Raw genomic sequence first — 26176 nt, 5'->3', positions numbered from 1 at the left:
TTGTGTCCGAGACCCGTCAAGATCAAGCCACCCCGCCCAAAGGGGGCGGGGTGGCACGCTCACGGGTCACCGGCGGTGCGCCGATCGGCCGAAGCCGCCCGGGTTCAGGAGCGGCGGCGGGCGGCCTCGTAGAGGACGACGCCTGCGGCGACACCGGCGTTGAGGGACTCGGCCCCGCCCGGCATGGGAATGCGGACCAGGTAGTCGCAGTTCTCGCCGACGAGGCGGCCGAGGCCCTTGCCCTCGGAGCCGACGACGATGACGACGGGCCCGGCGAGGGCGTCGAGGTCGGCGACGGAGTGCTCGCCCTCGGCGGCGAGGCCGACGACGGTCAGCCCGGCCTTCTTGTAGTCCTGGAGGGCGCGGGTGAGGTTGGTGACCCGGGAGACGGGCGTGCGGGCCGCGGTGCCGGCGGAGGTCTTCCAGGCGCCGGCGGTCATGCCGGCGGCGCGCCGCTCGGGGATGACGACGCCGTGGCCGCCGAAGGCCGAAACCGAGCGGACGATCGCGCCGAGGTTGCGGGGGTCGGTGACGCCGTCGAGGGCGACGATGAGGGGTTCCTCGCCGTTGTCGTAGGCGGCCTCGGTGAGGTCCTCGGGGTGGGCGTACTCGTACGGCGGGACCTGGAGGACGAGGCCCTGGTGGTTGAGGCCGCCGGTCATCCGGTCGAGCTCGGGGCGCGGGGCCTCCATCAGGTTGATGTTGCCGCGCTCGCCGGCGAGCTGGAGGGCCTCGCGGACGCGCTCGTCGTTGTCGATGAACTGCTGCACGTACAGGGTGGTGGCGGGCACGCCGTCGCGCAGGGCCTCGAAGACGGGGTTGCGGCCGACGACCATCTCGCTCTGGCCCTTGGCGCCGCCGCGGCGGGGCGCGGGGCGGCGCTTGGCGGCCTGCTTGGCCGCGGCGTTGGCGATGCGGAACTTCTTGTGGCCCTTGCGGTCCTCGGCCTTGGGCGTGGGGCCCTTGCCCTCCAGGCCCCTGCGCCGCTGGCCGCCGCTTCCGACCGTGGGGCCCTTCTTGTTGGACGTGCGGCGTCCCCTGCGCTGGCTGTTCCCGGCCATGACCTCTACCTGTTTTCGTTGGTGCTGCGGTACGTACGTATGAAGAGTGTGCCGCCCGGGGGCCGGGCGGCACAACAGAGCTGGTCCGGGCGGGTCCGGTCAGCGGGGTCCGAGGGTCCAGCGCGGGCCGGACGGGCTGTCCTCGATGACGAGTCCGGACTGCTGGAGCTGGTCGCGGATGGCGTCGGCGGTGGCCCAGTCCTTGCGGGCGCGGGCGGACTCGCGCTGGTCGAGGACGAGGCGGACGAGGGTGTCGACGGCTCCGTGGAGGTCGTCGCCGCGGTCGGCCTCCTGCGACCAGTGCGGGTCGAGGGGGTCGAGGCCGAGGACGCCGAGCATGGCGCGGACCTCGGCGAGGCGGGCGATGGCGGCGTCCTTGTCGTCGGCGGCGAGCGCGCTGTTGCCCTGGCGGACGGTGGTGTGGACGATGGCCAGCGCCTGCGGGACGCCGAGGTCGTCGTCCATGGCCTCGGCGAAGGCGGGCGGGACCTCGGAGGCCGGCTCGACGGGGCCGCCGGCCTTCTCGACGACGCGCTGGACGAAGCCCTCGATGCGCGCGAAGGCGGACTCGGCCTCGCGCAGCGACTCCTCGCTGTACTCGATCATGGATCGGTAGTGCGGGGTGCCGAGGTAGTAGCGCAGCACGACGGGGCGCCAGTTCCTGGCCATCTCGGAGACGAGGACCGAGTTGCCGAGGGACTTCGACATCTTCTCGCCGGACATGGTGACCCAGGCGTTGTGCACCCAGTAGGAGGCGAAGTCGTCGCCGAACGCCTTGGCCTGGGCGATCTCGTTCTCGTGGTGCGGGAAGACCAGGTCGAGGCCGCCGCCGTGGATGTCGAAGGCGCTGCCGAGGTACTTGTGCGCCATCGCGGAGCACTCCAGGTGCCAGCCGGGGCGGCCGCGGCCCCACGGCGTCTCCCAGTCGGGCTCGCCGGGCTTGGTGGCCTTCCACATGGCGAAGTCGCGGGGATCGCGCTTGCCGGTGATGCCCTCCTCGCTCGGCTGCTGGAGGTTGTCGAGCTCCTGGTTGGAGAGCGCGAGGTAGCCCGGGTAGGAGCGGACGTCGAAGTAGACGCTGCCGTCGGCCTCGTAGGCGTGGCCCCGCTCGATGAGGCCGCGCATCATCTCGATCATCTCGGGGACGTGGCCGGTGGCGCGGGGCTCGTACGTGGGCGGGAGGCAGCCGAGGGCCTCGTAGCCGCTGTTGAAGGCGCGCTCGTTCTCGTAGCCGATGGACCACCAGGGGCGGTCCTGCTCGGCACCCTTCTTGATGATCTTGTCGTCGATGTCGGTGACGTTCCGGATGAAGGTGACGTCGTAGCCGCGGTACTCGAACCAGCGGCGCATGATGTCGAAGTTGAGGCCGGAGCGGATGTGCCCGATGTGCGGGGCCGCCTGCACGGTGGCACCGCAGAGGTAGATCGAGACACAGCCCTCGACGAGCGGGGTGAAGTCGCGGATCTGCCGGGCGCTGGTGTCGTACAGGCGAATAGTCACGGCACCAGGGTAGTGCGCCGCGGGCAGTGCCCCGCGACCCTTTCGGGGGCGCGGCGGCGCTTTGCGGCCGCGGCGGGGAGCCCCCGTCGAGCCGGGCGCCGCCGGGAGCGGCGCCCGGTACGGACGGACTGCGGCGGTCAGGCCGGGTTCGACCGGTACACCAGTGCGGTGGCGATGGCGGCGAGCCCCTCGGCGCGCCCGGTGAGGCCGAGTCCGTCGGTGGTGGTGCCGGAGACGGAGACGGGGGCGCCCGCGGCGGCCGAGAGCGCCTTCTGCGCCTCTTCGCGCCGCTTGCCGATCTTGGGGCGGACGCCGATCACCTGCACGGCGATGTTGCCGATCTCGAAGCCCTCGGCGCGGACGATGCGGGCGGCCTCGGCGAGGAGGGTGGTGCCGGAGGCGCCTGACCACTCCGGGCGGGAGGTGCCGAAGTGGGCGCCGAGGTCGCCGGCTCCGGCGGCGGAGAAGAGGGCGTCGCAGGCGGCGTGGGCCGCGACGTCGCCGTCGGAGTGGCCGGCGAGGCCGTCCTCTCCCTCCCACAGCAGGCCGGCGCACCACAGGTCGCGGCCCGCCTCGAAGGCGTGGACGTCGGTGCCGATCCCGACCAGCGGGAGGAGCGGGGCCGCAGACGGGACCGGGGCGGGGGCGGGGCTAGTAGGCATCGGTGGCCCTCCTGCGGGCGAGTACGGCCTCGGCGAGGACCAGGTCGAGCGGACGGGTGACCTTGAAGGCCTCTTCGTGGCCCGGGACCACGACGACGGTGGTGCCGAGGCGCTCCACCATGCCGGCGTCGTCGGTGGCGCCCTCGCCGGACACGGCGACGGCCTCGTGGGCGCGGCGCAGGGTGGCCAGGTCGAAGCCCTGGGGGGTCTGGACGGCGCGCAGCCGGGCGCGCTCGGGGGTGGCGACGACCGGCTCGGGCTCGCCCGGCCTGCCGGGTTCGACCTCCTTGACGGTGTCGGCGAGGGGCAGGGCGGGGACGACGGCGGGAGCGCCGTCGCGGACCGCCTCGACGACGGCGTCGACCGTGTCCACGGGGACGAGGGGGCGCGCGGCGTCGTGGACGAGCACGCAGGTGATGTCGTCGGGGAGGGCGGCGAGGCCGGCGGCGACGGACTCCTGGCGGGTGTCGCCGCCGGGGACGACCAGCAGCTCGGTGCGGTCCGGCAGCGGGTGCTCGTCCAGGAGGCGGCGCACCTCGGCAGTGCCGTCGGGCGGTGCGACGACGACGACCAGGCGGACGGCCCGCGAGCGGGCCATGGCGCGGACGGCGTGGATCAGCATCGGGGTGCCGCCGAGGGCCCGCAGGGCCTTGGGGGCGCCGGGGCCGAGGCGTACCCCGCGGCCGGCGGCGGGGATCACCGCGGCGGTGCGCTGGGGGCGCGTTTCGTCAGACATTGAAGTAGCTCCGAGCCAAGGTTTGTGACTTCGGCCGACATGGGTATGGCCCTGGGGAGTGCCGGGTGCGACGCCCTCGCCCCTTCCGTGACGACCGGTCGAGCCGGCTGCCCGGACCCGGCACAAGAGGTCGGTCAGTCGGATCGGGTCGGGTCGGGGTATCGCGTCGTGCGGGTGCCGTGGGCGCGGGTGCGCCGAGTGCGGCTCAGGACGGCGCGGGACCGGGCGGCGCGGCAGCGCGCCGTCGGGGGCTGCGCGGGATCACGTAAGTCTGCGTACGGCGTCGTGTGTGCGGGACGGCGTGCGCTCGCGTACGGGCGCGCTGCGAGGTGCGGCGTGCGGGTGCAGACATGCCGCAGCGCCCGGCAACGGCCTCCCATCGGGGAGGCCGGTCGTCGGGCACCGCGGCACGGCTGCTTGCGGGTCTGCGCGTCGTCAGGACGCGAGGACCTCGTCGAGGAGGGCCTCGGCCTTGTCCTCGTTGGTGTTCTCCGCGAGCGCAAGCTCGCTGACCAGGATCTGGCGCGCCTTGGCGAGCATCCGCTTCTCACCGGCGGACAGCCCGCGCTCGCGCTCGCGGCGCCACAGGTCGCGCACCACTTCGGCGACCTTGATGACGTCGCCGGAGGCGAGCTTCTCCAGATTTGCCTTGTAGCGACGGGACCAGTTCGTCGGCTCCTCGTTGAGCGGTGCCCGCAGCACCTCGAAGACCCGGTCCAGCCCGTCCTGGCCGACTACGTCGCGAACGCCGACGAACTCCGCATTGTCGGCAGGCACACGAACCGTCAGGTCGCCCTGGGCGACCTTGAGCACCAAGTAGGTCTTGTCCACGCCTTTGATCTGGCGAGTTTCGATGGCCTCGATCAGCGCGGCCCCGTGATGGGGATAGACCACGGTGTCGCCAACCTTGAACGTCATGTGACAGGTACCCCTTCCGTGGCTATCCAGGGTAACACGAGAACTGACTGTTATGAATGGCGTTTTCGCAGGTCAGGGCACATCTCGGGGCTTGACAACTCCGGCGGGAACGTGCTGCGGAGGGCTCCGGAAGGGGGGTATTCGCAGGTCGGAGGCGCTGTGCGGACCGGGCGAAACGGCCACGTTACACCTCCCGGGTGACCTCGCCGGTGTGATGTACGTCCCGTTTTGCCGGGTTCGAGGTCGGGAAACCGAACTACTCCGTTCGACTACCGGCCACCCGAACGGAGCGGTTCCGGCCCAATCCCGGAATTGATCACGGAGAAGCGTTCGAGGGAATCCCGGAATTGATCACCGGGGGCCGGAGCGCTATATGCGGACGGCACATGAACGGACCGGGAAGTGCCGGCGCCCGTCGCCGGCGGAACGGGCGCCCGGCGGTCCGCGGAATGCGCGATCGCGGGGCCTGGGCAGCGGAGCCCCTCCCCTGCGGAGGGTCGGGTGCGGGGGCGGGGCGGCGGCTCGGTAACCTAAGCGCGCTGACACACCCTTAGGGCGGCTTTACCTCGGCCGCCCCCGGGACCGACCACCTTCCGTTCCGTACGTCCAAGGAGTTGCCGCCGCCGTGAGCCGCAGCCTTCGACGCGGCGCCCTCGCCGCCACCGCCGTCGTGTTCTCGATCGCCTCGCTGGCCGCCTGCGGTGCGGGCAACGATGCGCAGACGCTGAAGATCAGGCCGGACAACGCCCGCGCCTCCAAGGGCGACATCATGGTCCAGAACGCGCTGGTGATCACCGGCAAGGACCGCAAGGGCTCGGCCGTCGTCTCCGCGACGCTCTTCAACGAGGGCGACAAGCCGCAGACGATCGACGCGATCACCCTCCCGGGCTCCAAGGGCAAGGTCGTCCTGAAGGGCGCCGAGGGCGCCGCCGGCAAGGTCACCGTCCCCGCCGGCGGCTCCGTCGTCCTCGGCGGCAAGGGCAACCCGTCCGCCGTGATCGAGGGCGGCAGCGAGGCCGTGGAGGACGGCGACGTCCAGAAGGTCGTCTTCAAGCTGAGCAGCACCGGCGACGTCGAGCTCGAGGCGTTCGTCTTCCCGAACACCGGCATGTACGCGCCCTTCGGCCCGACCGAGGCCCCCGCCGCCGGCCCGTCCGCCTCCGGCAGCCCGGCCGCCTCGCCGTCCGCCGGCCCGTCGGGCTCGCCGTCCGGCTCCCCGGCCGCCACCCCCTCGGGTGCGGCCTCGGGCTCCCCGGCCGCGTCGCCCTCGGGCTCCGCGTCGCACGCCGCCGGCCACTGAGGCCCCGGCAGCCACACGGAAGGGCCCCGTCCGCAGCACGCGGACGGGGCCCTTCCCACAGGTGCCGACAGCGGCCTACGGCTCGAACTTGTAGCCGAGGCCGCGGACCGTGACGAGGTAGCGCGGCGCCCCCGGGTCCGGCTCGATCTTGGCGCGCAGGCGCTTGACGTGCACGTCGAGGGTCTTGGTGTCGCCGACGTAGTCCGCGCCCCACACCCGGTCGATCAGCTGCATGCGCGTCAGCACGCGGCCGGCGTTGCGCAGCAGCATCTCCAGCAGGTCGAACTCCTTCAGCGGCAGGTCCACCTTGGCCCCGCCGACGGTCACCACGTGCCGGTCGACGTCCATGCGGACCGGGCCGGCCTCCAGCGCGGCCGGGGCGACCTCCTCCGGCTCGCCGCGGCGGCGCAGGACCGCGCGGATGCGGGCGACCAGCTCGCGCGAGGAGAACGGCTTGGTGACGTAGTCGTCGGCTCCTATCTCCAGCCCCACGACCTTGTCGATCTCGCTGTCCTTCGCGGTCACCATGATGACGGGGACGTTGGAGCGGCCGCGCAGCTGCCGGCAGACCTCCGTGCCGGGCAGGCCGGGCAGCATCAGGTCGAGGAGGACGAGGTCGGCGCCGTTGCGCTCGAACTCGTCGAGGCCGTCGGGCCCGGTCGCGGCGACCGCGACCTCGAATCCCTCCTTGCGGAGCATGTAGGAGAGGGCGTCGCTGAAGGATTCCTCGTCCTCGACGACGAGCACACGGGTCACGGAAGGACCTCCGGGGCAGGGTTGGGCGGTTCTGGTGTTCTGCTGGGTCAGGCGGGAGTCGGGTGGCCGGGGGTGGGCGACGGTTCCGCCTCCCCTGCCGGGGTGCGGGCGGGGCCCGGGGACGCGGCAGCCTCGGGCAGCCGCAGCGTGAACGTGGAGCCCTGGCCCTCCGAGCTCCACACGCTGACCTCCCCGCCGTGGGAGGCCGCCACGTGTTTGACGATCGCGAGGCCGAGGCCTGTTCCGCCGGTGGCGCGGGAGCGGGCCGGGTCGACGCGATAGAAGCGTTCGAAGATCCGCTCGCGGTCCTTCTCGGGGATGCCTATGCCCTGGTCGGTGACGGAGATCTCGATCAGGTCGCCGCCCGGGGCGGTGACGCGGCGGGCGGCGATCCCGACGCGGGTCCGGGCGGGACTGTAGTTGACGGCGTTCTCCACCAGGTTGCCCAGGGCGGCCGCAAGCTGGCCGCGGTGCCCCCAGACGCGCAGGTCGGCGGTGCCTCCGGAGGCCATCGTGATGTGCTTCGCGGACGCGGTGTGGCGGCAGCGGTCGATCGCCTCCTCCACCAGCGTGTCCACGCGGACCGGCTCGGCGTCGTCCAGCGGGTCGTCGTTCTGCACCCGGGACAGGTCGATGAGCTCCTGGACGAGGTTGATCAGGCGGGTCGCCTCGATCTGCATGCGGCCTGCGAAGCGGCTGACCGCCTCGGGGTCGTCGGCGGCGTCCATGACGGCCTCGGACAGCAGGGAGATCGCGCCCACCGGCGTCTTCAGCTCGTGCGAGACGTTCGCGACGAAGTCGCGGCGCACGGCCTCGATGCGGCGGGCCTCCGTGAGGTCCTCGACCAGCAGCAGCACCAGCCGGGACCCCAGCGGCGCCACGCGCGCCGAGACGGCGAGGGCCTCCCCGCGGCCGGTGCCGCGGCGCGGCAGGTCCAGCTCGACCTGGCGTATCTCCCCGTCGCGGCGGGTGTCGCGGGCCATGTGCAGCATCGGCTCCGAGGCGAGCCTGCCGCCGCGGACCAGCCCGAGCGCGTACGCCGCGGAGCTCGCCTTGACCACGGCGTCGCCCTCGTCGAGGACGACGGCGGAGGAGCGGAGCACCGACAGCACGGTGTCGACCCCGGGCGGGAGCACCGCGTTGAGGTCGGGGCGCATGGAGCTCCGGGTGGGGCGCGCCTGGTCGCGCTCGCTCCAGCGGAACGCCAGCGTGGCGACGACACCGGTGCAGGCACCGGCGATCGCTGCGGCTGCGGCGACCGCCGCGTTCACGTCCATGCATCCAGGTTAAGCAGGCGCGACGGCACTTCCCCAGCCGTTCGGGGGGTGCCTCGAACAGTCGTCGCCCAGAGTTCACCGCGGCGACGGAGCCGATTCACTTCCGGTGCCGGAGTCGGACGCGTACGCCGTCCAGCGTGTCACCGTGGGGTTCGAGCCCGCATCCGGGCCGGCCCCCGGGCACCGCGCAGTAGGCCAAGAGAGGGACACCATGCGTGACGCGTACCACGAGGAACTGGACTCGATCGGCGAGAGCCTCGTCGAGATGGCCCGGCTGGTGGGCTCCGCCATCGGGCGGGCCACGACGTCCATGCTCGACGCCGACCTGAAGCTCGCCGAGAGCGTCATCGCGGCCGACCAGAAGATCGACGACCTCCAGCACGACCTGGAGGCCCGCGCCATCGCACTGCTCGCCCGGCAGCAGCCGGTCGCCACCGACCTGCGGATCGTGGTGACGTCGCTGCGCATGAGCGCCGACCTGGAGCGCTCCGGCGACCTCGCGCAGCACGTGGCCAAGCTGGCGCGGCTGCGGTTCCCGGACGCGGCGGTCCCGCGGGACCTGCACGCGACGATCCTGGAGATGGGGCAGCTGGCGCAGCGGCTGATGGCGAAGGCCGCCGAGGTGATCATCACGAAGGACGTGGACCTCGCGCTCCAGCTGGAGACGGACGACGACGAGATGGACCAGCTGCACCGCACGCTGTTCCAGCACCTGATGGACGACCGCTGGAAGCACGGCATCGAGACGGCGGTGGACGTGACGCTGCTGGGCCGCTACTACGAGCGGTTCGCGGACCACGCGGTGTCGGTGGCCAAGCGCGTCGTGTACCTGGTGACGGGCGAGCACGCGGACGAGCTGCAGACGCCGGTGCAGCCCGAGGACGTCTGAGCAGCCAGGCGGGCGGGCGGCGCCCGGACACCGGGCGGGCGCCGCCGAGCCCCTGTGCGCCGTTGACGCGCCCGTGCGGCTGGGCATGAATGAGGCGGAAGGCAGTAGGCCCACGCGTACACCGCCTGCGAGGAGGAACCATGCCCGATTCCCCCGTCCCCGTCACGCCGGAGTCCGACCGGGAGCCGGCTCCGGAGCCGCTGCGGCTCCCGCTGCTCGCGGCCTGCGGCTGCGGCTCGGGCTGCGGCTGCGGCTGCCAGTCCGGAGCCCCCTGCCAGTGCGGCGGCTGACCCCGCCCATCACGCCCCCGCCCGACACCGAGGAGCCCCCGGCCTGCGTACGACGCGCGGACCGGGGGCTCCTTCGGGCTGGTTACTTCTTCTTGCCCTGGTTCTTGACGGCCTCGATGGCGGCTGCGGCGGCCTCCGGGTCGAGGTAGGTGCCGCCCGGGTTGAGGGGCTTGAAGTCGGCGTCGAGCTCGTACGAGAGCGGGATGCCGGTCGGGATGTTCAGGCCCGCGATGTCGGCGTCGGAGATGCCGTCCAGGTGCTTGACCAGGGCGCGCAGCGAGTTGCCGTGCGCGGCGACCAGGACGGTGCGGCCGGCCAGCAGGTCCGGGACGATGCCGTCGTACCAGTACGGCAGCATGCGGCCGACGACGTCCTTCAGGCACTCCGTGCGGGGGCGCAGCTCCGGCGGGATCGTCGCGTAGCGCGCGTCGTCCGACTGGGAGAACTCGGTGCCGTCCTCGAGCGGCGGCGGCGGGGTGTCGTAGGAGCGGCGCCACAGCATGAACTGCTCCTCGCCGAACTCGGCGAGGGTCTGCGCCTTGTCCTTGCCCTGGAGCGCGCCGTAGTGGCGCTCGTTCAGGCGCCAGGAGCGGTGGACCGGGATCCAGTGGCGGTCGGCGGACTCCAGGGCCAGCTGCGCGGTGCGGATGGCGCGCTTCTGGAGGGAGGTGTGCACGACGTCGGGGAGCAGGCCGGCGTCCTTCAGCAGCTCACCGCCGCGGACCGCCTCCTTCTCGCCCTTCTCGTTGAGGTTGACGTCCACCCAGCCGGTGAACAGGTTCTTCGCGTTCCACTCGCTCTCGCCGTGGCGGAGCAGGATCAGCTTGTACGGTGCGTCGGCCATGCACAGGAGCCTAATGGACGCCTCCGGCGGGCGGCACGCGGTGCCGGGGCCCTCGCGGATTGACGGTGCGCGTCAATCCGGTGGCTTCCGGAATGCCCCGAACCGTAGGGTGCGGACTGCCGGGGAGGCGCTTACATATTCGGGGGGATTCCGTCATGTCCGCGGGAAGTCTCATACGTGCCGCACGCGAGAGCGTGGAGGGGCTGCCACGGGCGTTCTGGTGGCTGTGGGCGAGCACGCTCGTCAACCGGCTGGGAGCGTTCGTCGCGACGTTCATGGCGCTGTACCTGACGCTGGAGCGCGGCTACTCGGCGTCGTTCGCCGGGCTTGTGGCGGCGCTGCACGGGCTGGGCGGTGTGGTGTCCTCGCTGGCGGCGGGGGTGATGACGGACCGGCTGGGGCGGCGGCCCACGATGCTGGCGGCGAACCTGGCCACGGCCGGGTCGGTGGCCCTGCTCGGGTTCATGGAGCACCCGGCGGCGATCGCCGCGGTGGCCATGCTGGTGGGCATGGCCTCGAACGCCTCCCGGCCGGCGGTAGCGGCGATGCTGGCGGACATCGTCCCGCCGGAGGACCGGGTACGGGCCTTCGCCCTGAACTACTGGGCCATCAACCTGGGCTTCGCGGTCAGCGCGGTCGCCGCGGGGTTCGTCGCCGAGTACAGCTACCTGGCGGGCTTCCTCGGGGAGGCGGCGCTGACGCTGGTGTGCGCGGTGCTCGTGTACGTGAAGCTGCCGGAGTCGCGGCCCGCGGCGGAGGCAGGCGCCGGGGACGGTGCGGCGGGCGCCGAGGCGGCCGGGCCGGGGGTGTCGCTGGGGACGGTGCTGCGGGACGGCCGGTTCATGGGCGTCGTCGGGCTGTCGTTCCTCGTCTCGATGGTCTTCATGCAGGGCTCGGTCGGGCTGCCGGTGGCGATGGGGGCCGCCGGCTTCACGCCGGGCGAGTACGGCCTGGTGATCTCCGTCAACGGGCTGATGATCGTGCTGCTGCAGATCCCGGTGACGCGGTTCATCGAGCACCGCGACCCCCGGCGGCTGCTGGTGCTGTCCGCGCTGCTGGCGGGCTGGGGGTTCGCGCTGACGGCGTTCGCGGGGCCGCTGTGGGCGTATGCGATGACGGTCGCCGTGTGGACGCTGGCGGAGATCGTGAACTCGCCGACGCAGATGGAGCTCGTCGTACGGCTCTCGCCCGTGCAGGGCCGGGGCCGCTACCAGGGCATGTACACGATGTCGTGGTCGGTGGCCGCGCTGGTCGCGCCCCTGATGGCGGGGTACGTCGTCGACGGGTTCGGCGCGGCGTGGCTGTGGGGGTCGGCCGGCGCGCTGGGCACGCTCGCGGCGGGCGGCTACTGGCTGCTGATGCGGCGCCTGCCGGCCCGCGGCACGGCGGCCGCGGAGTCCGCCGCCGCACCGGTGAAGGCCGCTCCCGTGCAGGCGGCCGCGGCCGCCGCGGACGCGTAGGCCCGGTCGGCGCGGGGGGGGGGGGCAGTCGGCGCGGGGGGTCAGTCGGCGCGGGGGGTCAGTCGGCCGGGCGGGTCAGTCGGCCGGGCGGGTCAGGTGGCGGAAGGCGTCGAGGTTCCGGGTCGACTCCCCCCGGGCGACCCGCCACTCGTACTCCTTCTTGATCGCCGTGGCGAAGCCCAGCTCCAGGAGGGTGTTGAACGCGCCGTCCGCCGCCTCCAGGACGGTCCCGAGCAGCCGGTCGAGCTCCTCGGCGGTGACCACGGCCAGCGGGAGCCGGGCCGTGAGGTAGACGTCGCCGAGGCGGTCCACCGCGTACGCCATCCCGTACAGCCTGAGGTTGCGCTCCAGCAGCCAGCGGTGGACGCCGGCCTCGTTCTCGTCGGGGTGGCGGATCACGAACGCGTTGACCGACAGCGAGTGCCGGCCGACCTTGAGCGAGCAGGTCGTGGAGAGCTTGCGGGTGCCGGGGAGCTGGACGACGTACGTGCCCGGAGTCGGGCTCTCCCAGGCCAGCTCGGCGCCGTTCAGCGCGCTCTCGATGATCGCGGTGTCAGCCATGGTGGGAGCGTACGCGACGGCGGTGCTCGTGCATGGCCGCGGTGTACACGTCCGCCGTGGCGCTCGCGGCGGTGTCCCAGCCGAAGAACTGCGCGTGCCGGGCCGCCTCGCCGCCCATGCGGTCGGCGAGCCCCGGGTCGTCGACGAAGCGGCGCAGCTCGCGGGCGTAGTCGGCCGGGTCGTGGCCGGGGACGAGGATGCCGGTGACGCCGTCGTTGACGGCGACGGGCAGCCCGCCGACCTCTGCGGCGAGGACGGGCGTCCCGGTGGCCTGCGCCTCGATCGCGACGAGCCCGAAGGACTCGCTGTACGAGGGCATGACCAGCACGGACGCAGCCCGGAACCAGTCGGCGAGCCGGTCCTGGGCGACCGGCGGGTGGAAGTGGACGAGGTCGGCGATGCCGAGCTGCGCGGCGAGCTTGTGCAGCCCTTCCGGCTTGGCGAGGCCGCTGCCGCTGGGCCCGCCGACGACGGGCACGAACAGCCTGCGGCGCAGCTCCGGGTCCTGCCCGACGAGGACGGCGACGGCGCGGAGCAGGACGTCGGGTGCCTTCAGCGGCTGGATCCGCCCGGCGAACAGCGGGATGACGGCGTCCTGCGGGAGCCCGAGGCGGGCGCGGGCGGCGGCCCGGCCGTCGGCGACGGTGAAGCGGTCGAGGTTCACGCCGGGGTGGACGACGGCGACCTTGCCGGGGTCGGCGTCGTAGTGCCGTACGAGCTCCTCCGCCTCGTCGGCGGTGTTGGCGACGAGCCGGTCGGCGGCGGCCACGATCTGGGTCTCGCCGATGACGCGGGCGGCCGGCTCGGGGGTGTCGCCCTCGGCGAGGGAGGCGTTCTTGACCTTGGCCATGGTGTGCATGGCGTGGACGAGGGGCACGCCCCAGCGTTCGGCGGCGAGCCAGCCCACGTGCCCGGACAGCCAGTAGTGGGAGTGGACGAGGTCGTAGTGGCCGGGGCGGTGGCCGGCCCAGGCCTGCATCACGCCGTGGGTGAAGGCGCACAGCTGGGCGGGCAGCTCCTCCTTGGCCAGGCCCTCGTACGGGCCTGCGTCGACGTGCCGGACGAGGACGCCGGGAGCGAGCTCGACGGCGGGCGGGAGGCCGCCCTCGGTGGCCCGGGTGAAGATCTCGACCTCGATGTTGATGGCGGCGAGCCGCCTGGCGAGCTCCACGATGTAGACGTTCATGCCGCCGGCGTCGCCGGTGCCCGGCTGGTGCAGGGGCGACGTGTGGACGCTGAGCATCGCGACGCGGCGCGGCTTGCGGTGGTGGCCGACGGACGGGATGCGCAGCCGGGGCGGGTCGTGGCGGGTGCCGCGGACGGCGGCGAGGCGGCCGCCGATGGTGCCGCCGATGCGGGACACGTACTGGCTCAAGGGAGCAGTTCCTCTCGCTCGGGCGACATGACGACATGCGGGCGGGGGGCGTCCGGGCCGTTCGCGCCGGCGGGCGGGCACGCCGGACGGAGCGCACCCGGCGCCCTTCTAGGAGTGCAACCCGGATGGCCGTGCCGCGCATTCCGGGGTGGCCGATTTTCTCGGCAGAGCGCCGGGCGCCGGGCTGCTTTTCCCGCCGAGGGGGCCCTCCGCTTACGCTCGGCGCATGTCCCGGCACGCCTCCGAGCCCCCTGTCCCCGCCTCCGCCGGCGGCCCCGGCCGCGCCGCCGGGGCCCGGGCCCGGGCGGGCGGCGGCGCGCGGGGTGCGCAGGCGGCGCGCCCGGTGGGGACGGTGACGCGGGGGACGACCAACCCGAACCGGCTGCGCCGCATGGACCGCTGGATCGCCGAGGTGCACGGGCCGGCGCTGCGGCGCGCGGAGGCGCCGGTGGCCGTCGACCTGGGGTACGGGGCCGCGCCGTGGACGGCGGTGGAGCTGCTGGACCGGCTGCGGCAGGCGGCGCCCGCGGTGCGGGTGGTCGGCATCGAGATCGAGCCGGCGCGGGTCGCGGCGGCGCGCCCGTACGAGCGGGAGGGGCTCCGCTTCCGGCACGGCGGCTTCGAGGTGCCCCTGGAGGGCGGCGCCCGGCCCGCGCTGATCCGCGCGGCGAACGTGCTGCGGCAGTACGGCGAGGAGCAGGTCGGGGAGGTCTGGGAGCGGCTGTGCGCCCGGCTGGCCCCGGACGGGCTGCTGGTGGAGGGCACCTGCGACGAGATCGGGCGCCGGCACGTGTGGGTGGCGCTGGGGCCGGAGGGGCCGCGGACGGTGACGTTCGCGACGCGGCTGGGGTCGCTGGAGCGGCCCTCGGATCTGGCGGAGCGGCTGCCGAAGGCGCTGATCCACCGCAACGTGCCGGGCGAGCCGGTGCACGCCTTCCTGCGGGACTTCGACCGGGCGTGGGCGGCGGCCGCGCCGTACGCCTCCTACGGGGCGCGGCAGCGGTGGATCCGGACGGCGCGGGCGCTGGCCGGGGACTGGCCGCTGACGGACGGTCCGAAGCGGTGGCGGCAGGGGGAGTTGACCGTGCGCTGGGAGGCGCTGCGCCCGGCGGGGTGAAAGCGGCGCGGCGGGGAACCGGGGGCCGGGGCGGCCCGTTGAGCGGGCACGGGGTGCGCCAGGACTGACCGGGGCGGGGCGGACAAGATCCGGAGGGGTTCGTGAGGGTGTTGGAATCCTCCGAGTCGTGGCACCATCCCGAAGAACAGCACAAGTTACTGATGAATAGTCAGATTCGGTGGGGTGCGGCGCTCGCCGTGCGCCGCGGGCGCGGCCGGCGCGCCGTGCGGCACCGGATCCGACCCGGGTGCCAGGGGGGACCATGGGAACCGAGGAGCCGAAGCGGCGGCGCAGGGGCGCCTCCGCCCTGACACTGCTGTGCGCGTCGGCCCTGCTGGCGGTGACGGCGCTCGCCGCGCCGGCCCTCGCGGCGCCGGCCCCGGAGCCGGGCGCCAAGTCCCTGGAGCAGGTGCGCAAGGAGATCGAGGGCCTGTACCGGCAGGCGGGCGCGGCGACCGACGCGTACAACCAGGCCGAGACCGAGGCCAAGGCGCAGTCGGACCGGATCGTGGAGATCGCCCGGCAGGTCGCCGCGGGACAGGAACGCATCAACGACCTGAAGAGGCGGGCCGGGGCCGCCGCGCGCGCCCAGTACCGCTCGGGCGGGCTGCCGGCCGGCGCCCGCCTCGCGCTGAGCGACAGCCCGGGCCAGTTCCTCGACGGGGCGAGCCGGATCCGGCAGGGCGAGAAGGCCACCACGGACCTGCTGTCCGAGGTGAACCGCACCCAGGCCGCCTTGCAGCGCGGTGCCCGCGAGGCGGACGCGGAGTGGCAGAAGCTGGAGGCGAACCGCGTCAGGAAGGAGGCCTCGAAGAAGGAGGTCGAGGCCAAGATCAAGGCTGCGGAGGACCTGGAGAGCAAGCTGGAGGCCGAGGAGCGGGCCCGGCTGATACAGCTGGAGCAGGAAGCCCAGTACAAGGCGCAGACGGCCTGGCTGTCGACGGGCGTCCTGAAGGAGATCAACGGCACGGCCACCGAGGCGGGGCGCAAGGCCGTGCAGTTCGCCACCGCGCAGATCGGCAAGCCGTACCAGTGGGGCGCCGTGGGGCCGGCCTCCTACGACTGCTCCGGGCTCACCTCCCAGGCGTGGCGGGCCGCGGGAAAGGGCATTCCGCGCACCTCGCAGGAGCAGCTGCGGCTGCTGCCGAAGATCGCCCTGAAGGACATGCGGCCCGGCGACCTGATCATCTACTTCGACGACGCCAGCCACGTCGGCATGTACGTGGGCGACGGCGCGATGGTCCACGCCCCGCGCCCCGGCCGCAACATCACCCTCGCCGGCGCCGGCTCCATGCCGATCAAGGCGGTGGTCCGGCCCGAGGCGTAGCAGGCGCGCGCCGGCGTACGGGGATCCGCAGCCGGTGCGGCCGGGCAGGCCTGGAGCCTGGAGTACGTGGCCGTTCGGTGGAGGCCGCGGGGAGGTTCCGCGCAGGTGCGGGAAGTGCGCCGGGAGGGCGCGGTCAGCCCGGCGGGGCAGCCCGGCGGTCCTGCCGCGGAAGCCGGTCCGGAAGGCAACCGCCCGCGCCCCGGGGACGTCTCGCTGGAGGGGCGAGCCCGTCCCCCGCCGTGACGTTGGTCATTCGGCGAGGCGGATTTTCCCCCGCGATAACGGCATATGACGCTGTCCCCGTACCGGAACGCCATTCCGTTCGGGCGCCGCGGACCGCTAGGGTCGGCCCACGAGCGCACCCTCGGGGGGAGGGAAGGAACCGGAGACGATGCCCGTACCCGTACCGCGGCAGAGGGAGATCCCTGCCACGGAGAACGGTCAGGCCGTACCGCCGCAGGCGTCCCTGACCCTGCTGGTGATCGAGGACGACCCCGCGGGGGGCCTCACCGTTCCGGAGATCCTCGACTCCGACGGCCAGCGCATCCGGCTCCGCACCGCCCGGAACCTCACCGAGGCGGCCCGCCTGCTCACGCCGGACGTCCACTGCATCCTGCTGGACCTGGCCCTGCCGAACCCGTCGGCCGCCGCCCGCGCGGCCCTGGCCGGCGCCCCGCCGGGCCCGGCCGACCGGCTCGACGTGCTGCGGGAGGTGCTGCGGATCGCCCCGCGCCACCCGGTCCTCGTCCTGACGGACGAGGCGGACGCCGAGCGCGCCGCCGAGGCCGTCCGGGTCGGGGCGCAGGACTTCCTCTTCCGCGACGAGCTGGACGGCAGGCTGCTCAGCCGGGCGATCCGGTACGCGGTCGAGCGCAAGCGCGCCGACACGGCCCAGTACAAGCTTGCAGAATCGAAACTGCGGGCCCAGGAGAACGCCCGCCTGGAGCGCGGCCTGCTGCCCACCCCGCTGCTGGACGGCTCCGACCTCCGCTTCGCCGCCCGCTACCGTCCCGGCCGCAGCCGGGCCCTCCTCGGCGGCGACTTCTACGACACCGTCCGCACCCCGGACGGCACCGTCCACGCCATGATCGGCGACGTGTGCGGGCACGGCCCGGACGAAGCCGCCCTCGGCGTCGAGCTCCGCATCGCCTGGCGCGCCCTCACGCTGGCCGGCCTGTGCGGCGACGACCTGCTGGCGACGCTGCAGGAGGTCCTCGACGTCGAGCGGCCCTGCGAGGAGATCTTCGCGACGCTGTGCACCGTCGACATATCCCCCGACGGCCGGCGCGCCGGCCTGTGCCTGGCCGGGCACCCGGCGCCGCTGGTCTCACGGCCGGGCCGGCCCGCGCAGCTGCTCCCGTACGAGAACAGCGGACCCGCGCTGGGCCTGCTGCCCAAGGCGCGCTGGCCGCGCCGCCAGGTGGAGCTCGGCGGCGCCTGGAGCCTGATGCTCTACACCGACGGCCTCATCGAGGGCCGCATCGGCGAGGGCAGGGAGCGGCTCGGGCAGGACGGCATGGTCGAGATGATCAACCGGCACCTGGCCCGCGGGCTGAGCGGCGAGGGCCTGCTGGAGGCCGCCGTCACCGAGGCCCGCCGGCTCAACGGCGGCGAGCTCACGGACGATGTCGCCGTGGTGCTCCTGTCCCGCAACGCCCCCTGACCCGTACGCGTACGGGCCCCCGCGCCGGAGCGGGCGACGACCGGTCAGCGACCGCCGTTGTAGGGGCCGTACGGGCCGTCGCTGCTGCTGCCGCCGCGGCGCGGGCCGCCGCCCGAGACCTGCTTGAGCGCGGGGCGGACGTCCACGAGGAACACGATCGTCGCGACGAGGCCCGCGATCTGGAGGAACAGCATCCCGAGGAAGAAGTCCACCAGCACGGTGACGCCGAGGATGACCATCCAGAAGGTCTTCGTCTGCTTGTCCGCGGCCCGGTAGGCGTCCTCCCTGGCCATCAGGGCGAAGACGAAGGCCACGACGGCCAGCGCCAGCATGGCGAACCCGAGCAGCGGGAGCACGCCGTTATCGAACCCGTTCATCAACATCGACTCGACCGCCTTCACACGTGCCCTGCCATGGCTGGTGCCTCTGCCTCCACGCTACCGGCACAGCACCCCTCATCCACCCCAACGGGCCGGACACCCCTCGGGTGCCCGGCTCCGTCGCGTTCAGCCCTCGACGCTCTCCTCGGCCTTCTTCGCCGGGGTCTTGCGCGTCGTGGTCCGGCGGGCGGCGGCCCTGTCGTCGGCCTGCGCCGCACCGGCCCCGCCGTCGACGGCGGCCGGCTGCGGGTCCGGCTCGACGGCGACCGCGATGTCGACGATCTCCTCCGAGACGTCGCCACGCCACTCGCGGACGGCCTGCTCGCCGCGCTCGGCCACCCGGTCGTAGGTCTCCTTGGCCTTCACCGCGTACTCGGCGGCCACTCCGACCCCGCGCATGGCGAGGTCCTGCGCGGTCTCGCCGATCTTCCTGGCGTCGATCGTGCCGAGGACCTCGGCGACCTTGGAGGTCACGACCTCCTGCGCCTCGCGGGCCTTCTGCTGCACGATCTTCGGGTCGGTGTTCTTCACCGCCTCGAAGCGGACGGGCGCCTCGACGCGCAGCTGCTCGATGAGGCCGGGCACCTTCTTGGCCTGCTCCAGCGCGATGTCGGCCGTGCCGGCGGCGAAGTAGAGGGGGGTCGGGTCGGCGAGGGTCTTCTTCAGGTCATCGGCGATGGCCATGTGGCTGGTCCTCCCGGATCACAGTTCGGTTCGTTGGGTGCTTCGTGCCGTCAGCGGACCCGCGGGGTCCGCGGGCGCTGCGCCGCCTTCCGGCTCCGCGCCGCCCGGCGCCTGCGCGGGGGCCGGTCCGGCCTCCTGCGCGTTCTCCTTGCGGAACGACTCGTAGACCTGGAGCAGCACCTGCTTCTGCCGCTCGCTGATGGACGGGTCGGCGAGTATGGCGGCCCGCGTCTCCACCTCGTCCCGGTCCCGCTCGTCCAGGATCCCGGCCTGCACGTACAGCGTCTCCGCGGAGATGCGCAGTGCCTTGGCCAGCTGCTGGAGGATGTCCGCGCTCGGCTTGCGCAGACCGCGCTCGATCTGGCTCAGGTACGGATTCGACACGCCGGCCGCGTCGGCCAGCTGCCGCAGCGAGAGCTGCGCCTGCCGCCGCTGCTCGCGGAGGTACTCGCCGAGATTGCCGACGTTGAGCGATGCCATGCGGTGATCCTGCCGCACCTTGCTAACTTTTGCAAGCAACCGCTTGCAGCATCTCCCACCCGCGGGGCTGCGCGTGTGTGTGGCTTCTCGCGATAGTTGTCACTTCACAGCGAGAGATGTCACCAAGATCGCCCAGAGAAGCCCTACCCGCGTGAGCCGTTGCACGCCAGTTGGAACCTGGTCACGAGAGTTGGAACCAGTGCGACCGGCGCCGACTAGGCTCACCTCCATGTCCGAGCCAGCCCCCGACCCTCGCATGCAGTCCTTGATCAACCAGCTCCGGCCGGGGGCCGTGAGAACGGTGAAGGTCACCGGGTTCGACGGAGCGGACGTCCTGGTGCAGCTCGTAGATGCCGACGGGGAAGAACCCGAGATCGCTCGAATTCCTCGACATGAGGCGTCGATGCGCCGGATGGAGCATCCATCCGAGCTGTTTGAGGTCGGCCAGGAGATCAATGCCGAAGAGATCGGGCGTTGGCGCGAAGGTCAGCTTCACCTCTCCGCCAGGGCATGCGAGATTCCGGCCTTGCGGTCCTTTCTTCTTGCGTTTGAACGAGGGCAGGTCGTGGCTGGGACGGTCTCCGCGGTTCACAACTTCGGGGTCTTCGTTCACGTCGATGGCGAACCGGACGGCCTCTGCACCGGCTTCATCCGGGTGCCGGACCTGACGTGGGGCTGGATCAACCACCCTTCCGAGGCAGTCGAAGCCGGCCAGCGGATCACCGCTGAGGTGATCATTGCCGAGACGCGCTCCGGACAGGTCACGCTCTCGTTGAAGGCTCTGCTGGAAGATCCGCTCATTCGGTTTGCGGATCAGGTCGGCCGACTCCTCACCGGACCGATCACCAAGATCGTTCCTTTTGGCGTGTTCGTGCAGCTTGCTCCAGACGTTGTGGGGTTCCTTCACCTCTCAGAGCTGACTGACGAGCCGGTCGAGACGCCGGATCGGCTTGTCGACGAAGGTGAGCTGATCACGGTGAAGGTCGCCGAGGTCGACCTTCAGCGGCACCGGGTGCGGTTGGGTGCCGCTGGCGGAGCCGACAGAACCTGAATGTGGGTGCCGAGCCCTGGGCCGGTCGGGCAGGATCCGGGCATGTCTACCGACATCAGCGGAATGATCGAGTGCCGGCCAGGGGCCCGCCTCTGGGGTCCCGACGACGAGGACTCCGTGTGGGAAGCCGCCATCGATCTCTTCCTGCTCAACCGGGGCAACGCCTACGACGGCCTCGCCTGTCTCTTCGGAGTCCGCAACTCCTTCGGCTTCCGGCCCGTGGCGGGAGGCCGTGGCTTCCCGGGCGATGCGTCGGTGGGGCTGAGAAGCGAGTACGCAGCCTATGGGGGAACCGGTGACGCATTCGGAACGACATGGGTCACCTGGGCTGAGGTTACCGCCGTCGATTGGCAAGAAACAGACAACTCCGGCACCCGAAGCCGGGCCGCTGCCGCAGGTGACGGGAGCGACTGGGGCCGAGTATGGAGCGTCATGGGCACGCTCAGCGAAGTCCACGGGGCGGAGAACGTGCGGCTCGTCGTGTGGTTCCACTGACCACACAGCAACCAGCATCTCTACCTCTCCGTCCGGGATCGGCCCAGAATGCTGCCCATGGCCGATGGAGACCGCAACGAGGCAGAAGCACCCACATTCCTGTCGTCCGCAGCCGAGGTGGCTCGGCTGCTGGACCTCGACACCGCGGCCAGCGTGCCGGAAGACCGGCGCGCGCGGCACCTGGCGCATGCAGCGCGCAAGCCACTACTCGAACGCGCGAGCCTGCCCGAGGAGTTCTTCGCCCCGCTGATGGCCGCGGCCGTCTACGACCCCGACCCGAGCTTCTGCCGCTGGTTCGTCGAGCCGACGGTCTACATATTCGGACGCCGCCGGGTCATGGCGACACTGCTCAACTATCTACTGACGGGCACCGACGCCGAACAGGCGGGCGCCAAACGGGCGTGGTACTGCGCCCACGTGCCGCTGCACGCGGACAGGTCTCCGGCATACGCGCCTGGTGGACGCCGCGATCCCGCCCTGGACGAAGTCCGTGACCTGGTGCACAAGTGGCTGGAGTGCGCAGCCGTACCCGGCCGCAGCGACGCCTGATCCCGCGCACGGAGTTACCTGACGGTCAGCCCTGGCCACTGGGATCCGCGAGCCGATCAGCTCCAGCAAGACCGGCAGGAGATCAGCATCGGACTGGGGTCGCAGCCCGCAGGTGTCTGCCTTCTTCAGCAGCTCGCGTACGCGTGCGTCGCCGAAGGCTGGAGCCTGCCCGCCTGGTGGCAGCCCGGTCCAGGGCAGCCTGAGCCAGTCGTGCGAGATCGGGTCATGGAAGAACACCTGTCGGCGGCCCCGCGGGTCCCGCCGCACGACCCCATGCCCCTTGTGCTTGCCACCACGTGTCGATCGCTGGCCCAGGTAGGGGCCCAGCAGGTCGGCATCGTGATACCAGAGCCCGCGGATCTTCGCCCAGCACCGGGGGTCGATCCGCTGTACGTAGTGAACGGGCAGCAGTTCGTAGAACAGCTCCGGTGAGGGAATGTTCATCGCGAATCCGGCCTGCGCGAACGACGCCGCGAACAACGAGTTCGACAGCACGTCGACAAGGCCGGCCGCGAAGTCGAGGACCAGGAGCAGGCGGGCCTCCTCCAGACTCTCGGCCCCGTGATGACGGCCGGTACTGACGAGGAATTGCAGGTTGGGGCGATGACGCTGGGCCCATCGCCAGGAGAACCAACGCATCGGCGTGCCGTCCGCGATACGCGTGTGCGCCAGGTCCCGCACGGTGCACGACACCTCGTCGCCCGCTGTCCGCCAGGTCGCCGTCCAACGGCGGGTCCACTCCGCCCCAAGGTTCAAGCCGTCACTGCCCGGTGCCACCGACACCGGAACGAGCAGGTCCTCCCACCGGCAGCTGTGCGACCACAGGCCACCGGCCGAGGCCGCAGCCGGGGAAAGCGGCTGTACGGGGGATGCGCTCCGTCCACCCCACCGCATGACCACCGTCAAGAGCGGCAAGCGGGTCAGTATCCGAACATGGTGACAACTCGGCCTGGAAACGCCCGGAAGTGACAACCACCGCGTGAATCTGGTGACAGAAAGAGCTGGAATCCCGCGAGAGCGTCCCAGGTGAGAGGTCATCGCTGGTGACAACTAACGCTGGAAGTCACAGTGCGGCCGCGTATGGCCGTGTATGCCCGGTGCCGTTGGCCGCGAATGATCTCGACCGGGGCGCGGCGCCCCGCCGACACTTGGTCCGGCGGCTTCCCCGGCAGACAGGCGGTCAATCGTGGGCGCTCGTATCCCCTCTCGTATCGCCGTCGCCTCGGCCGTCCTCGGGGCCGGGGTCGTGCTCGGCCTGGCCGGGGCGCTCGCGGCCAAGGGGGGCGGGGCGCCCTTCACGGCCGCCGGGGTCCTGTTCTCCGGGGGATGGCCCTGGGCCTGCTTCGGGGTCCTCGTCGGGTACGCCAGGCAGTCGAAGGCCGAGTCGGCCGTCCTCGCCCCGGCGGGGTTGGGCCTCGGGGTCGTCGTCTACTACCTGTGCAAGGCCTTCAGCCCCGTCGCGCCGATCGGAGTGGTCGTCTCCGGTGTGCCGCAGGCGCAGGTCAACTGGGCGGGGATGCTCGTGTGGGGTACCGCCGCCGTTCTCTTCGGCGCCCCGCTCGGCGTGTTGGGGAACCTGGCGCGGCACCCGGGCGTTGCGGGGCTCCCCTTCCGGCTGCTTGTGCCGCTGACCGCCTTCTACGAGACCTCCCTGCGGCTCGGCACCGAAGGGGCCGCCGGGTCGGTCGCCACGGCGGTCTGGAGCACCGTACGGGCGCTCGCCGTGCTCGCCGCCGTCGCCCTCGCCGGGCACACGGCGTGGCGGTGGCGGCGCCCGGCCGGCCCCCGCTGAGCAGCGGCGGCGCCCCGCCGACACCCACTTTTTTGTGGGTACTGGGCAACCGCCCCGCACCGCGCCACCCTTGATCCGGGGGCCGGCGGCCGGCGGATCGGAAGGGAGGCACCCGGCTACGGGGCCGACTGCTCCCCCATGAGCCGCTCCAGCCTGCGGTGCCCCCAGTCGGACACCGGGCCGAGCGCGTCGGAGAGCTCGCGGCCGAAGGCGGTCAGCGAGTACTCGGTCTTCGGCGGCAGCACGTCGTGCACCTCCCGGTGCACGAGCCCGTCCGCCTGCATCTCGCGCAGCGCCTGCGTCAGCACCTTCTCGCTGAGGCCCGGCAGCTGCCGGCGCAGTTCGCCGGGCCGGCACGGGCCCGACTCCAGCAGCCAGAGCAGGGCCGTCTTCCACTTGCCGTCGATCACAGCGATGGCGGCGGTCACTCCGCACACCTCCGTGTCCCGGGCACGACCACGCGTCATGCGCCCCCCCATTCCATCCGTCCACCCACGTACGGGAGCCGAACCATGTCCACGTCCACGTCCACGTCCACGCAGCACACCGTCCCGCAGCCCTCCGACCAGTCTGCCGTGACGGTGCTCGGCCTGGGCCCGATGGGCCGCGCCCTGGCCGGCGCGTTCCTCGACGCGGGCCTGCGCACCACCGTCTGGAACCGGACGCCGGGCCGGGACGCGGAGCTGACGGCCCGCGGGGCGGTCGGCGCCCGCTCGCCCGAGGAGGCCGCCGCCGCGAGCGGGCTGACCGTGGTCTGCGTGGTGAACCAGGACGCCGCCGACGGCATCCTGCGCCGCGAGGCCGTCGCCGACGCGCTGCGCGGCCGGACGGTCCTCAACCTGACCGCCGACACCCCGCAGCGGGCCCGCGCCGCCGCCGACTGGGCCGCCGCGCACGGCGTCCGCTACCTCGACGGCGCGATCATGACGCCGAACACGACGATCGGCACCCCCGACGCGGTGTTCCTCCACTCCGGCCCGCAGGAGCTGTACCGGGAGCACCGGCCCGTGCTGGCCGTGCTCGGCGGCACCCACACCCACCTCGGCGAGGACATCGGCCGGGCGGCGGCGTACGACATCGCGCTCCTCGACGTCTTCTGGACGGCGATGGCCGGCTACGCGCACGCCCTGGCGGTGGCGCGGGCCGAGGGCATCACCGGCCGGGAGCTGGCCCCCTTCGCGCAGGGCATCGCCGCGATCCTCCCGCCGATCTTCGCGCAGACGGCCGAGGAGGCCGACGCAGGCGGCTACTCCGGCAAGGACAACCCCATCACCTCGGCGGCCTCCTCCATGGCGCACATCGTCGAGGCGTCCGAGGCACACGGCATCGACGCCGGGGTGATGCGCGCGGCCGAGGGGTGGGCGCGCCGCGTCGTCGGCCTGGGCCACGGCACGGACGGGTTCATCCGGATCGCGGAACTCCTGGGCCGCCGCTGAGACCCGCCGGCCGCCCGTACGCGGACGTCCTGCGCCGGTACGAGAGGGCCAGCGCGCCCAGCAGCGGCCCCCAGGCGACCAGCGGCAGGTACAGGAGGCCGACCACGAGCGCGCCGTGCGGGGTCATGTCCGGGTGGGGCAGCGCCCACCACAGCGCGAACGGGGTCCAGGCGCAGGCCAGCAGGACGGCAGTCACGCCGGCCGCGGCGGCGACCGCGCGTGCCGGGAGGCGGCGGCCGCCCAGCCGCGGGATCCAGGCGGGCAGCACCACGCCCCAGGGCCGGACCAGGCCCAGCGCGAGCAGGGCGAGCAGCTCGCTGCCGAGGGTGACGCCGAGCGCGTACGCCCGCCCCCAGCCGGGCAGGCCCGCCGCCGCGTACCCGGCCTCGGTGTACCCGGCCGTGAAGCCGGCGGCGAGCAGCAGCCGCCAGATGCCGGTGGGCAGCGTCAGCAGGGCGACGGCGTGTGCGGCGCGCACCGCCCAGCGGGGCGCGGCGGGTACGGGTACGGGTACGGGTACGGGTACGGGTACGGGTACGGGTATGGGGGCGGAACCGCTGCGGCATGTCATGTACACCAGCGTGTCGGCGGGCCCCGCCCCGCGCGTCGGTCGCAGGTGCGGTCCCTCCCGCGCCTCCCGGCCGACCCGCGGCGGCCGGCCTCCCCCGCCCGGGGGAGGCCGGCCCACGCGCGCGGGGGTTACGGCCCCTCCGCGCGCCGTCACAGGGTGCGCGTGGCGACGACCACCGTCGCCCAGAACTCCTCCGACTCGACCGTCCGCACGGCGAGGCCCGCCGCCTGAAGGGCCGCGGCCGTGTGCGGCGCCTGCCGTCCGCTCGTCTCGATGAGCAGCCGCCCGCCCGGCGCCAGCCAGTGCGGGGCGCCCGCCGCGATGCGCCGGTGGACGTCCAGCCCGTCCGGTCCGCCGTCCAGCGACACCGGCGGCTCGTGGTCGCGCGCCTCGGACGGCAGCAGCGCGATCTCGTCCGTCGGCACGTAGGGCGCGTTGGCGAGCAGGACGTCCACCCGGCCGCGCAGCTCCCCCGGCAGCGCCCCGTACAGGTCGCCCTCGTACACCCGCCCGCCGTACGGGGCGGTGTTGGCGCGCGCGTAGGCGAGCGCGCCCGGGTCGATGTCGGCGGCGTGCAGCTCGGTGCCGGCGCCCAGCCGGGCCGCGACCGCGGCGCCGACGGCGCCCACGCCGCAGCACAGGTCGAGGACCACCGCCTGCGGGCGGCCGTCCGCCGCGGCCAGCGCGACGGCCTCCTGCACCAGGAACTCGGTGCGCCTGCGCGGGACGAACGCCCCTGCGCCGACCCGCATGCGCAGCCCGCAGAACCGGGCCCAGCCGACGACGTGCTCCAGCGGCTCCCCGCCGGCCCGGCGGGCGACCAGCGCGGCCAGGACCGCCTCGTCACCGCCGGCCGCGGCCGTGAGCAGCGCCGCCTCCTCCTCCGCGAAGACGCACCCGGCGGCGCGCAGCGCAGCGACCGTCGCCTCCGCGACCGCCGGCTCCTCTTCCGCCGCTTCCGCCGCTTCCCCTGCTTCCTGCACGTCCCGCTCTCCCCGCATG

General features: G+C 73.1%; 28 protein-coding genes. 12 read left to right on the top strand and 16 right to left on the bottom strand.

Annotated features, from left to right (window positions below):
* Positions 1-104: 104 nt before the first annotated feature.
* The 5 genes from rlmB to MUK52_RS17685 form a co-directional block, all read right to left on the bottom strand.
* The gene (gene rlmB / locus MUK52_RS17705) at positions 105-1061 is read right to left on the bottom strand and encodes a 23S rRNA (guanosine(2251)-2'-O)-methyltransferase RlmB (protein WP_114058090.1); all 957 of its coding nucleotides are present in this window, start codon (positions 1059-1061) and stop codon (positions 105-107) included.
* A gap of 99 nt (positions 1062-1160) precedes the next feature.
* Positions 1161-2561: a cysteine--tRNA ligase gene (cysS, locus tag MUK52_RS17700; protein ID WP_114058091.1), complete on the bottom strand. Its 1401-nt coding sequence runs from the start codon at positions 2559-2561 to the stop codon at positions 1161-1163.
* A 137-nt stretch (positions 2562-2698) separates the two neighbouring features.
* Complete coding sequence (ispF, locus tag MUK52_RS17695) at positions 2699-3223, bottom strand: 2-C-methyl-D-erythritol 2,4-cyclodiphosphate synthase (RefSeq protein WP_114058092.1); 525 nt, start codon at positions 3221-3223, stop codon at positions 2699-2701.
* Positions 3213-3959 carry a 2-C-methyl-D-erythritol 4-phosphate cytidylyltransferase gene (gene ispD, locus MUK52_RS17690; RefSeq protein WP_114058093.1) on the bottom strand — a complete coding sequence of 249 codons (747 nt, stop codon included), beginning with the start codon at positions 3957-3959 and terminating at the stop codon, positions 3213-3215. The genes ispF and ispD overlap by 11 nt, the downstream gene beginning before the upstream one ends.
* 435 nt (positions 3960-4394) lie before the next feature.
* Positions 4395-4877: a CarD family transcriptional regulator gene (locus tag MUK52_RS17685; RefSeq protein WP_114058094.1), complete on the bottom strand. Its 483-nt coding sequence runs from the start codon at positions 4875-4877 to the stop codon at positions 4395-4397.
* Positions 4878-5502: 625 nt separating this feature from the next.
* On the opposite strand from MUK52_RS17685, the gene MUK52_RS17680 reads away from it, so the two are divergent.
* Positions 5503-6177 carry a DUF461 domain-containing protein gene (locus MUK52_RS17680; RefSeq protein ID WP_114058096.1) on the top strand — a complete coding sequence of 225 codons (675 nt, stop codon included), beginning with the start codon at positions 5503-5505 and terminating at the stop codon, positions 6175-6177.
* A 75-nt stretch (positions 6178-6252) separates the two neighbouring features.
* On the opposite strand, the gene phoP is transcribed toward MUK52_RS17680, so the two are convergent.
* Both phoP and MUK52_RS17670 read right to left on the bottom strand, forming a co-directional pair.
* Complete coding sequence (gene phoP / locus MUK52_RS17675) at positions 6253-6924, bottom strand: two-component system response regulator PhoP (RefSeq protein WP_467807892.1); 672 nt, start codon at positions 6922-6924, stop codon at positions 6253-6255.
* A gap of 56 nt (positions 6925-6980) precedes the next feature.
* Positions 6981-8210, bottom strand: a complete 1230-nt coding sequence (locus MUK52_RS17670) for a sensor histidine kinase (protein WP_114058098.1) — start codon at positions 8208-8210, stop codon at positions 6981-6983.
* 211 nt (positions 8211-8421) lie between these two features.
* On the opposite strand from MUK52_RS17670, the gene phoU reads away from it, so the two are divergent.
* Both phoU and MUK52_RS17660 read left to right on the top strand, forming a co-directional pair.
* A complete protein-coding gene (gene phoU, locus MUK52_RS17665; RefSeq protein ID WP_114059005.1) occupies positions 8422-9099 on the top strand; it encodes a phosphate signaling complex protein PhoU in 678 nt (225 codons plus the stop codon).
* Between the two features lie 140 nt (positions 9100-9239).
* Complete coding sequence (locus tag MUK52_RS17660) at positions 9240-9389, top strand: hypothetical protein (RefSeq protein WP_174250483.1); 150 nt, start codon at positions 9240-9242, stop codon at positions 9387-9389.
* Positions 9390-9471: 82 nt separating this feature from the next.
* Here MUK52_RS17660 and MUK52_RS17655 read toward each other — a convergent pair whose 3' ends face one another.
* Entirely contained in the window at positions 9472-10233 is a 762-nt protein-coding gene (locus MUK52_RS17655) for a phosphoglyceromutase (RefSeq protein ID WP_114058103.1), read from the bottom strand.
* 155 nt (positions 10234-10388) lie between these two features.
* Here MUK52_RS17655 and MUK52_RS17650 point away from each other — a divergent pair, with 155 nt between their 5' ends.
* Positions 10389-11693 carry an MDR family MFS transporter gene (locus MUK52_RS17650; RefSeq protein WP_284578134.1) on the top strand — a complete coding sequence of 435 codons (1305 nt, stop codon included), beginning with the start codon at positions 10389-10391 and terminating at the stop codon, positions 11691-11693.
* Between the two features lie 75 nt (positions 11694-11768).
* Here MUK52_RS17650 and MUK52_RS17645 read toward each other — a convergent pair whose 3' ends face one another.
* A complete protein-coding gene (locus MUK52_RS17645) occupies positions 11769-12254 on the bottom strand; it encodes a type III secretion system chaperone family protein (protein ID WP_114058105.1) in 486 nt (161 codons plus the stop codon).
* Positions 12247-13629 (bottom strand): D-inositol-3-phosphate glycosyltransferase, encoded by a 1383-nt coding sequence (gene mshA / locus MUK52_RS17640; RefSeq protein ID WP_428985470.1) that lies wholly within the window; start codon positions 13627-13629, stop codon positions 12247-12249. The genes MUK52_RS17645 and mshA overlap by 8 nt, the downstream gene beginning before the upstream one ends.
* Positions 13630-14020: 391 nt before the next feature.
* Here mshA and MUK52_RS17635 point away from each other — a divergent pair, with 391 nt between their 5' ends.
* The 3 genes from MUK52_RS17635 (at position 14021) to MUK52_RS17625 (ending at position 17736) form a co-directional block, all read left to right on the top strand.
* A complete protein-coding gene (locus MUK52_RS17635) occupies positions 14021-14746 on the top strand; it encodes a class I SAM-dependent methyltransferase (RefSeq protein ID WP_246042930.1) in 726 nt (241 codons plus the stop codon).
* Positions 14747-15008: 262 nt separating this feature from the next.
* Positions 15009-16073, top strand: a complete 1065-nt coding sequence (locus MUK52_RS17630) for a C40 family peptidase (protein WP_284578130.1) — start codon at positions 15009-15011, stop codon at positions 16071-16073.
* A 391-nt stretch (positions 16074-16464) separates the two neighbouring features.
* Positions 16465-17736, top strand: coding sequence for a PP2C family protein-serine/threonine phosphatase (locus MUK52_RS17625; protein WP_114058109.1), 1272 nt, complete (start codon positions 16465-16467; stop codon positions 17734-17736).
* Between the two features lie 44 nt (positions 17737-17780).
* Here the strand turns inward: MUK52_RS17625 and MUK52_RS17620 are convergent, their stop codons facing one another.
* The 3 genes from MUK52_RS17620 to MUK52_RS17610 form a co-directional block, all read right to left on the bottom strand.
* A complete protein-coding gene (locus MUK52_RS17620) occupies positions 17781-18119 on the bottom strand; it encodes a DUF2516 family protein (protein WP_114059008.1) in 339 nt (112 codons plus the stop codon).
* A 123-nt stretch (positions 18120-18242) separates the two neighbouring features.
* A complete protein-coding gene (locus tag MUK52_RS17615; RefSeq protein ID WP_284578127.1) occupies positions 18243-18800 on the bottom strand; it encodes a hypothetical protein in 558 nt (185 codons plus the stop codon).
* A gap of 18 nt (positions 18801-18818) precedes the next feature.
* Complete coding sequence (locus MUK52_RS17610; protein WP_284578125.1) at positions 18819-19280, bottom strand: helix-turn-helix domain-containing protein; 462 nt, start codon at positions 19278-19280, stop codon at positions 18819-18821.
* Positions 19281-19509: 229 nt separating this feature from the next.
* On the opposite strand from MUK52_RS17610, the gene MUK52_RS17605 reads away from it, so the two are divergent.
* The 4 genes from MUK52_RS17605 (at position 19510) to MUK52_RS17590 (ending at position 23167) form a co-directional block, all read left to right on the top strand.
* A complete protein-coding gene (locus MUK52_RS17605) occupies positions 19510-20331 on the top strand; it encodes a S1 RNA-binding domain-containing protein (RefSeq protein ID WP_284578123.1) in 822 nt (273 codons plus the stop codon).
* Between the two features lie 42 nt (positions 20332-20373).
* Positions 20374-20826 carry a hypothetical protein gene (locus MUK52_RS17600; protein WP_284578121.1) on the top strand — a complete coding sequence of 151 codons (453 nt, stop codon included), beginning with the start codon at positions 20374-20376 and terminating at the stop codon, positions 20824-20826.
* Between the two features lie 57 nt (positions 20827-20883).
* On the top strand, positions 20884-21375 hold the full coding sequence (locus tag MUK52_RS17595; RefSeq protein WP_284578118.1) for a hypothetical protein: 492 nt from the start codon (positions 20884-20886) through the stop codon (positions 21373-21375).
* Between the two features lie 1186 nt (positions 21376-22561).
* A complete protein-coding gene (locus MUK52_RS17590; protein ID WP_284578116.1) occupies positions 22562-23167 on the top strand; it encodes a hypothetical protein in 606 nt (201 codons plus the stop codon).
* Between the two features lie 116 nt (positions 23168-23283).
* Here the strand turns inward: MUK52_RS17590 and MUK52_RS17585 are convergent, their stop codons facing one another.
* Complete coding sequence (locus MUK52_RS17585; RefSeq protein ID WP_114058113.1) at positions 23284-23634, bottom strand: winged helix-turn-helix transcriptional regulator; 351 nt, start codon at positions 23632-23634, stop codon at positions 23284-23286.
* A gap of 45 nt (positions 23635-23679) precedes the next feature.
* On the opposite strand from MUK52_RS17585, the gene MUK52_RS17580 reads away from it, so the two are divergent.
* Entirely contained in the window at positions 23680-24603 is a 924-nt protein-coding gene (locus tag MUK52_RS17580; RefSeq protein ID WP_284578113.1) for an NAD(P)-dependent oxidoreductase, read from the top strand.
* Here the strand turns inward: MUK52_RS17580 and MUK52_RS17575 are convergent.
* Positions 24569-25174 carry a hypothetical protein gene (locus MUK52_RS17575; protein ID WP_284578111.1) on the bottom strand — a complete coding sequence of 202 codons (606 nt, stop codon included), beginning with the start codon at positions 25172-25174 and terminating at the stop codon, positions 24569-24571. The two genes, MUK52_RS17580 and MUK52_RS17575, sit on opposite strands and share 35 nt — an antisense overlap.
* A gap of 149 nt (positions 25175-25323) precedes the next feature.
* Entirely contained in the window at positions 25324-26157 is an 834-nt protein-coding gene (locus MUK52_RS17570; protein ID WP_502963579.1) for a putative protein N(5)-glutamine methyltransferase, read from the bottom strand.
* Positions 26158-26176: the final 19 nt, after the last annotated feature.

Origin of the sequence: Streptomyces sp. 2P-4 (assembly GCF_030167965.1) — a bacterium.
Taxonomy (GTDB): Bacteria; Actinomycetota; Actinomycetes; order Streptomycetales; family Streptomycetaceae; genus Streptomyces; species Streptomyces globosus_A.
The sequence above is the reverse complement of the archived record's forward strand: the minus strand, read 5'-3'. Positions and strand labels throughout refer to the sequence as shown.

Coding starts and splice junctions, on each gene's coding strand:
- rlmB (WP_114058090.1), bottom strand. CDS start 1,061: ATGGCCGGGAACAGCCAGCGCAGGGGACGCCGCACGTCCAACAAGAAG.
- ispF (WP_114058092.1), bottom strand. CDS start 3,223: ATGCCTACTAGCCCCGCCCCCGCCCCGGTCCCGTCTGCGGCCCCGCTC.
- ispD (WP_114058093.1), bottom strand. CDS start 3,959: ATGTCTGACGAAACGCGCCCCCAGCGCACCGCCGCGGTGATCCCCGCC.
- MUK52_RS17685 (WP_114058094.1), bottom strand. CDS start 4,877: ATGACGTTCAAGGTTGGCGACACCGTGGTCTATCCCCATCACGGGGCC.
- MUK52_RS17670 (WP_114058098.1), bottom strand. CDS start 8,210: ATGGACGTGAACGCGGCGGTCGCCGCAGCCGCAGCGATCGCCGGTGCC.
- phoU (WP_114059005.1), top strand. CDS start 8,422: ATGCGTGACGCGTACCACGAGGAACTGGACTCGATCGGCGAGAGCCTC.
- MUK52_RS17660 (WP_174250483.1), top strand. CDS start 9,240: ATGCCCGATTCCCCCGTCCCCGTCACGCCGGAGTCCGACCGGGAGCCG.
- MUK52_RS17655 (WP_114058103.1), bottom strand. CDS start 10,233: ATGGCCGACGCACCGTACAAGCTGATCCTGCTCCGCCACGGCGAGAGC.
- MUK52_RS17650 (WP_284578134.1), top strand. CDS start 10,389: ATGTCCGCGGGAAGTCTCATACGTGCCGCACGCGAGAGCGTGGAGGGG.
- MUK52_RS17645 (WP_114058105.1), bottom strand. CDS start 12,254: ATGGCTGACACCGCGATCATCGAGAGCGCGCTGAACGGCGCCGAGCTG.
- MUK52_RS17635 (WP_246042930.1), top strand. CDS start 14,021: ATGGACCGCTGGATCGCCGAGGTGCACGGGCCGGCGCTGCGGCGCGCG.
- MUK52_RS17630 (WP_284578130.1), top strand. CDS start 15,009: ATGGGAACCGAGGAGCCGAAGCGGCGGCGCAGGGGCGCCTCCGCCCTG.
- MUK52_RS17625 (WP_114058109.1), top strand. CDS start 16,465: ATGCCCGTACCCGTACCGCGGCAGAGGGAGATCCCTGCCACGGAGAAC.
- MUK52_RS17620 (WP_114059008.1), bottom strand. CDS start 18,119: ATGTTGATGAACGGGTTCGATAACGGCGTGCTCCCGCTGCTCGGGTTC.
- MUK52_RS17615 (WP_284578127.1), bottom strand. CDS start 18,800: ATGGCCATCGCCGATGACCTGAAGAAGACCCTCGCCGACCCGACCCCC.
- MUK52_RS17610 (WP_284578125.1), bottom strand. CDS start 19,280: ATGGCATCGCTCAACGTCGGCAATCTCGGCGAGTACCTCCGCGAGCAG.
- MUK52_RS17605 (WP_284578123.1), top strand. CDS start 19,510: ATGTCCGAGCCAGCCCCCGACCCTCGCATGCAGTCCTTGATCAACCAG.
- MUK52_RS17600 (WP_284578121.1), top strand. CDS start 20,374: ATGTCTACCGACATCAGCGGAATGATCGAGTGCCGGCCAGGGGCCCGC.
- MUK52_RS17595 (WP_284578118.1), top strand. CDS start 20,884: ATGGCCGATGGAGACCGCAACGAGGCAGAAGCACCCACATTCCTGTCG.
- MUK52_RS17585 (WP_114058113.1), bottom strand. CDS start 23,634: ATGACGCGTGGTCGTGCCCGGGACACGGAGGTGTGCGGAGTGACCGCC.
- MUK52_RS17580 (WP_284578113.1), top strand. CDS start 23,680: ATGTCCACGTCCACGTCCACGTCCACGCAGCACACCGTCCCGCAGCCC.
- MUK52_RS17575 (WP_284578111.1), bottom strand. CDS start 25,174: ATGACATGCCGCAGCGGTTCCGCCCCCATACCCGTACCCGTACCCGTA.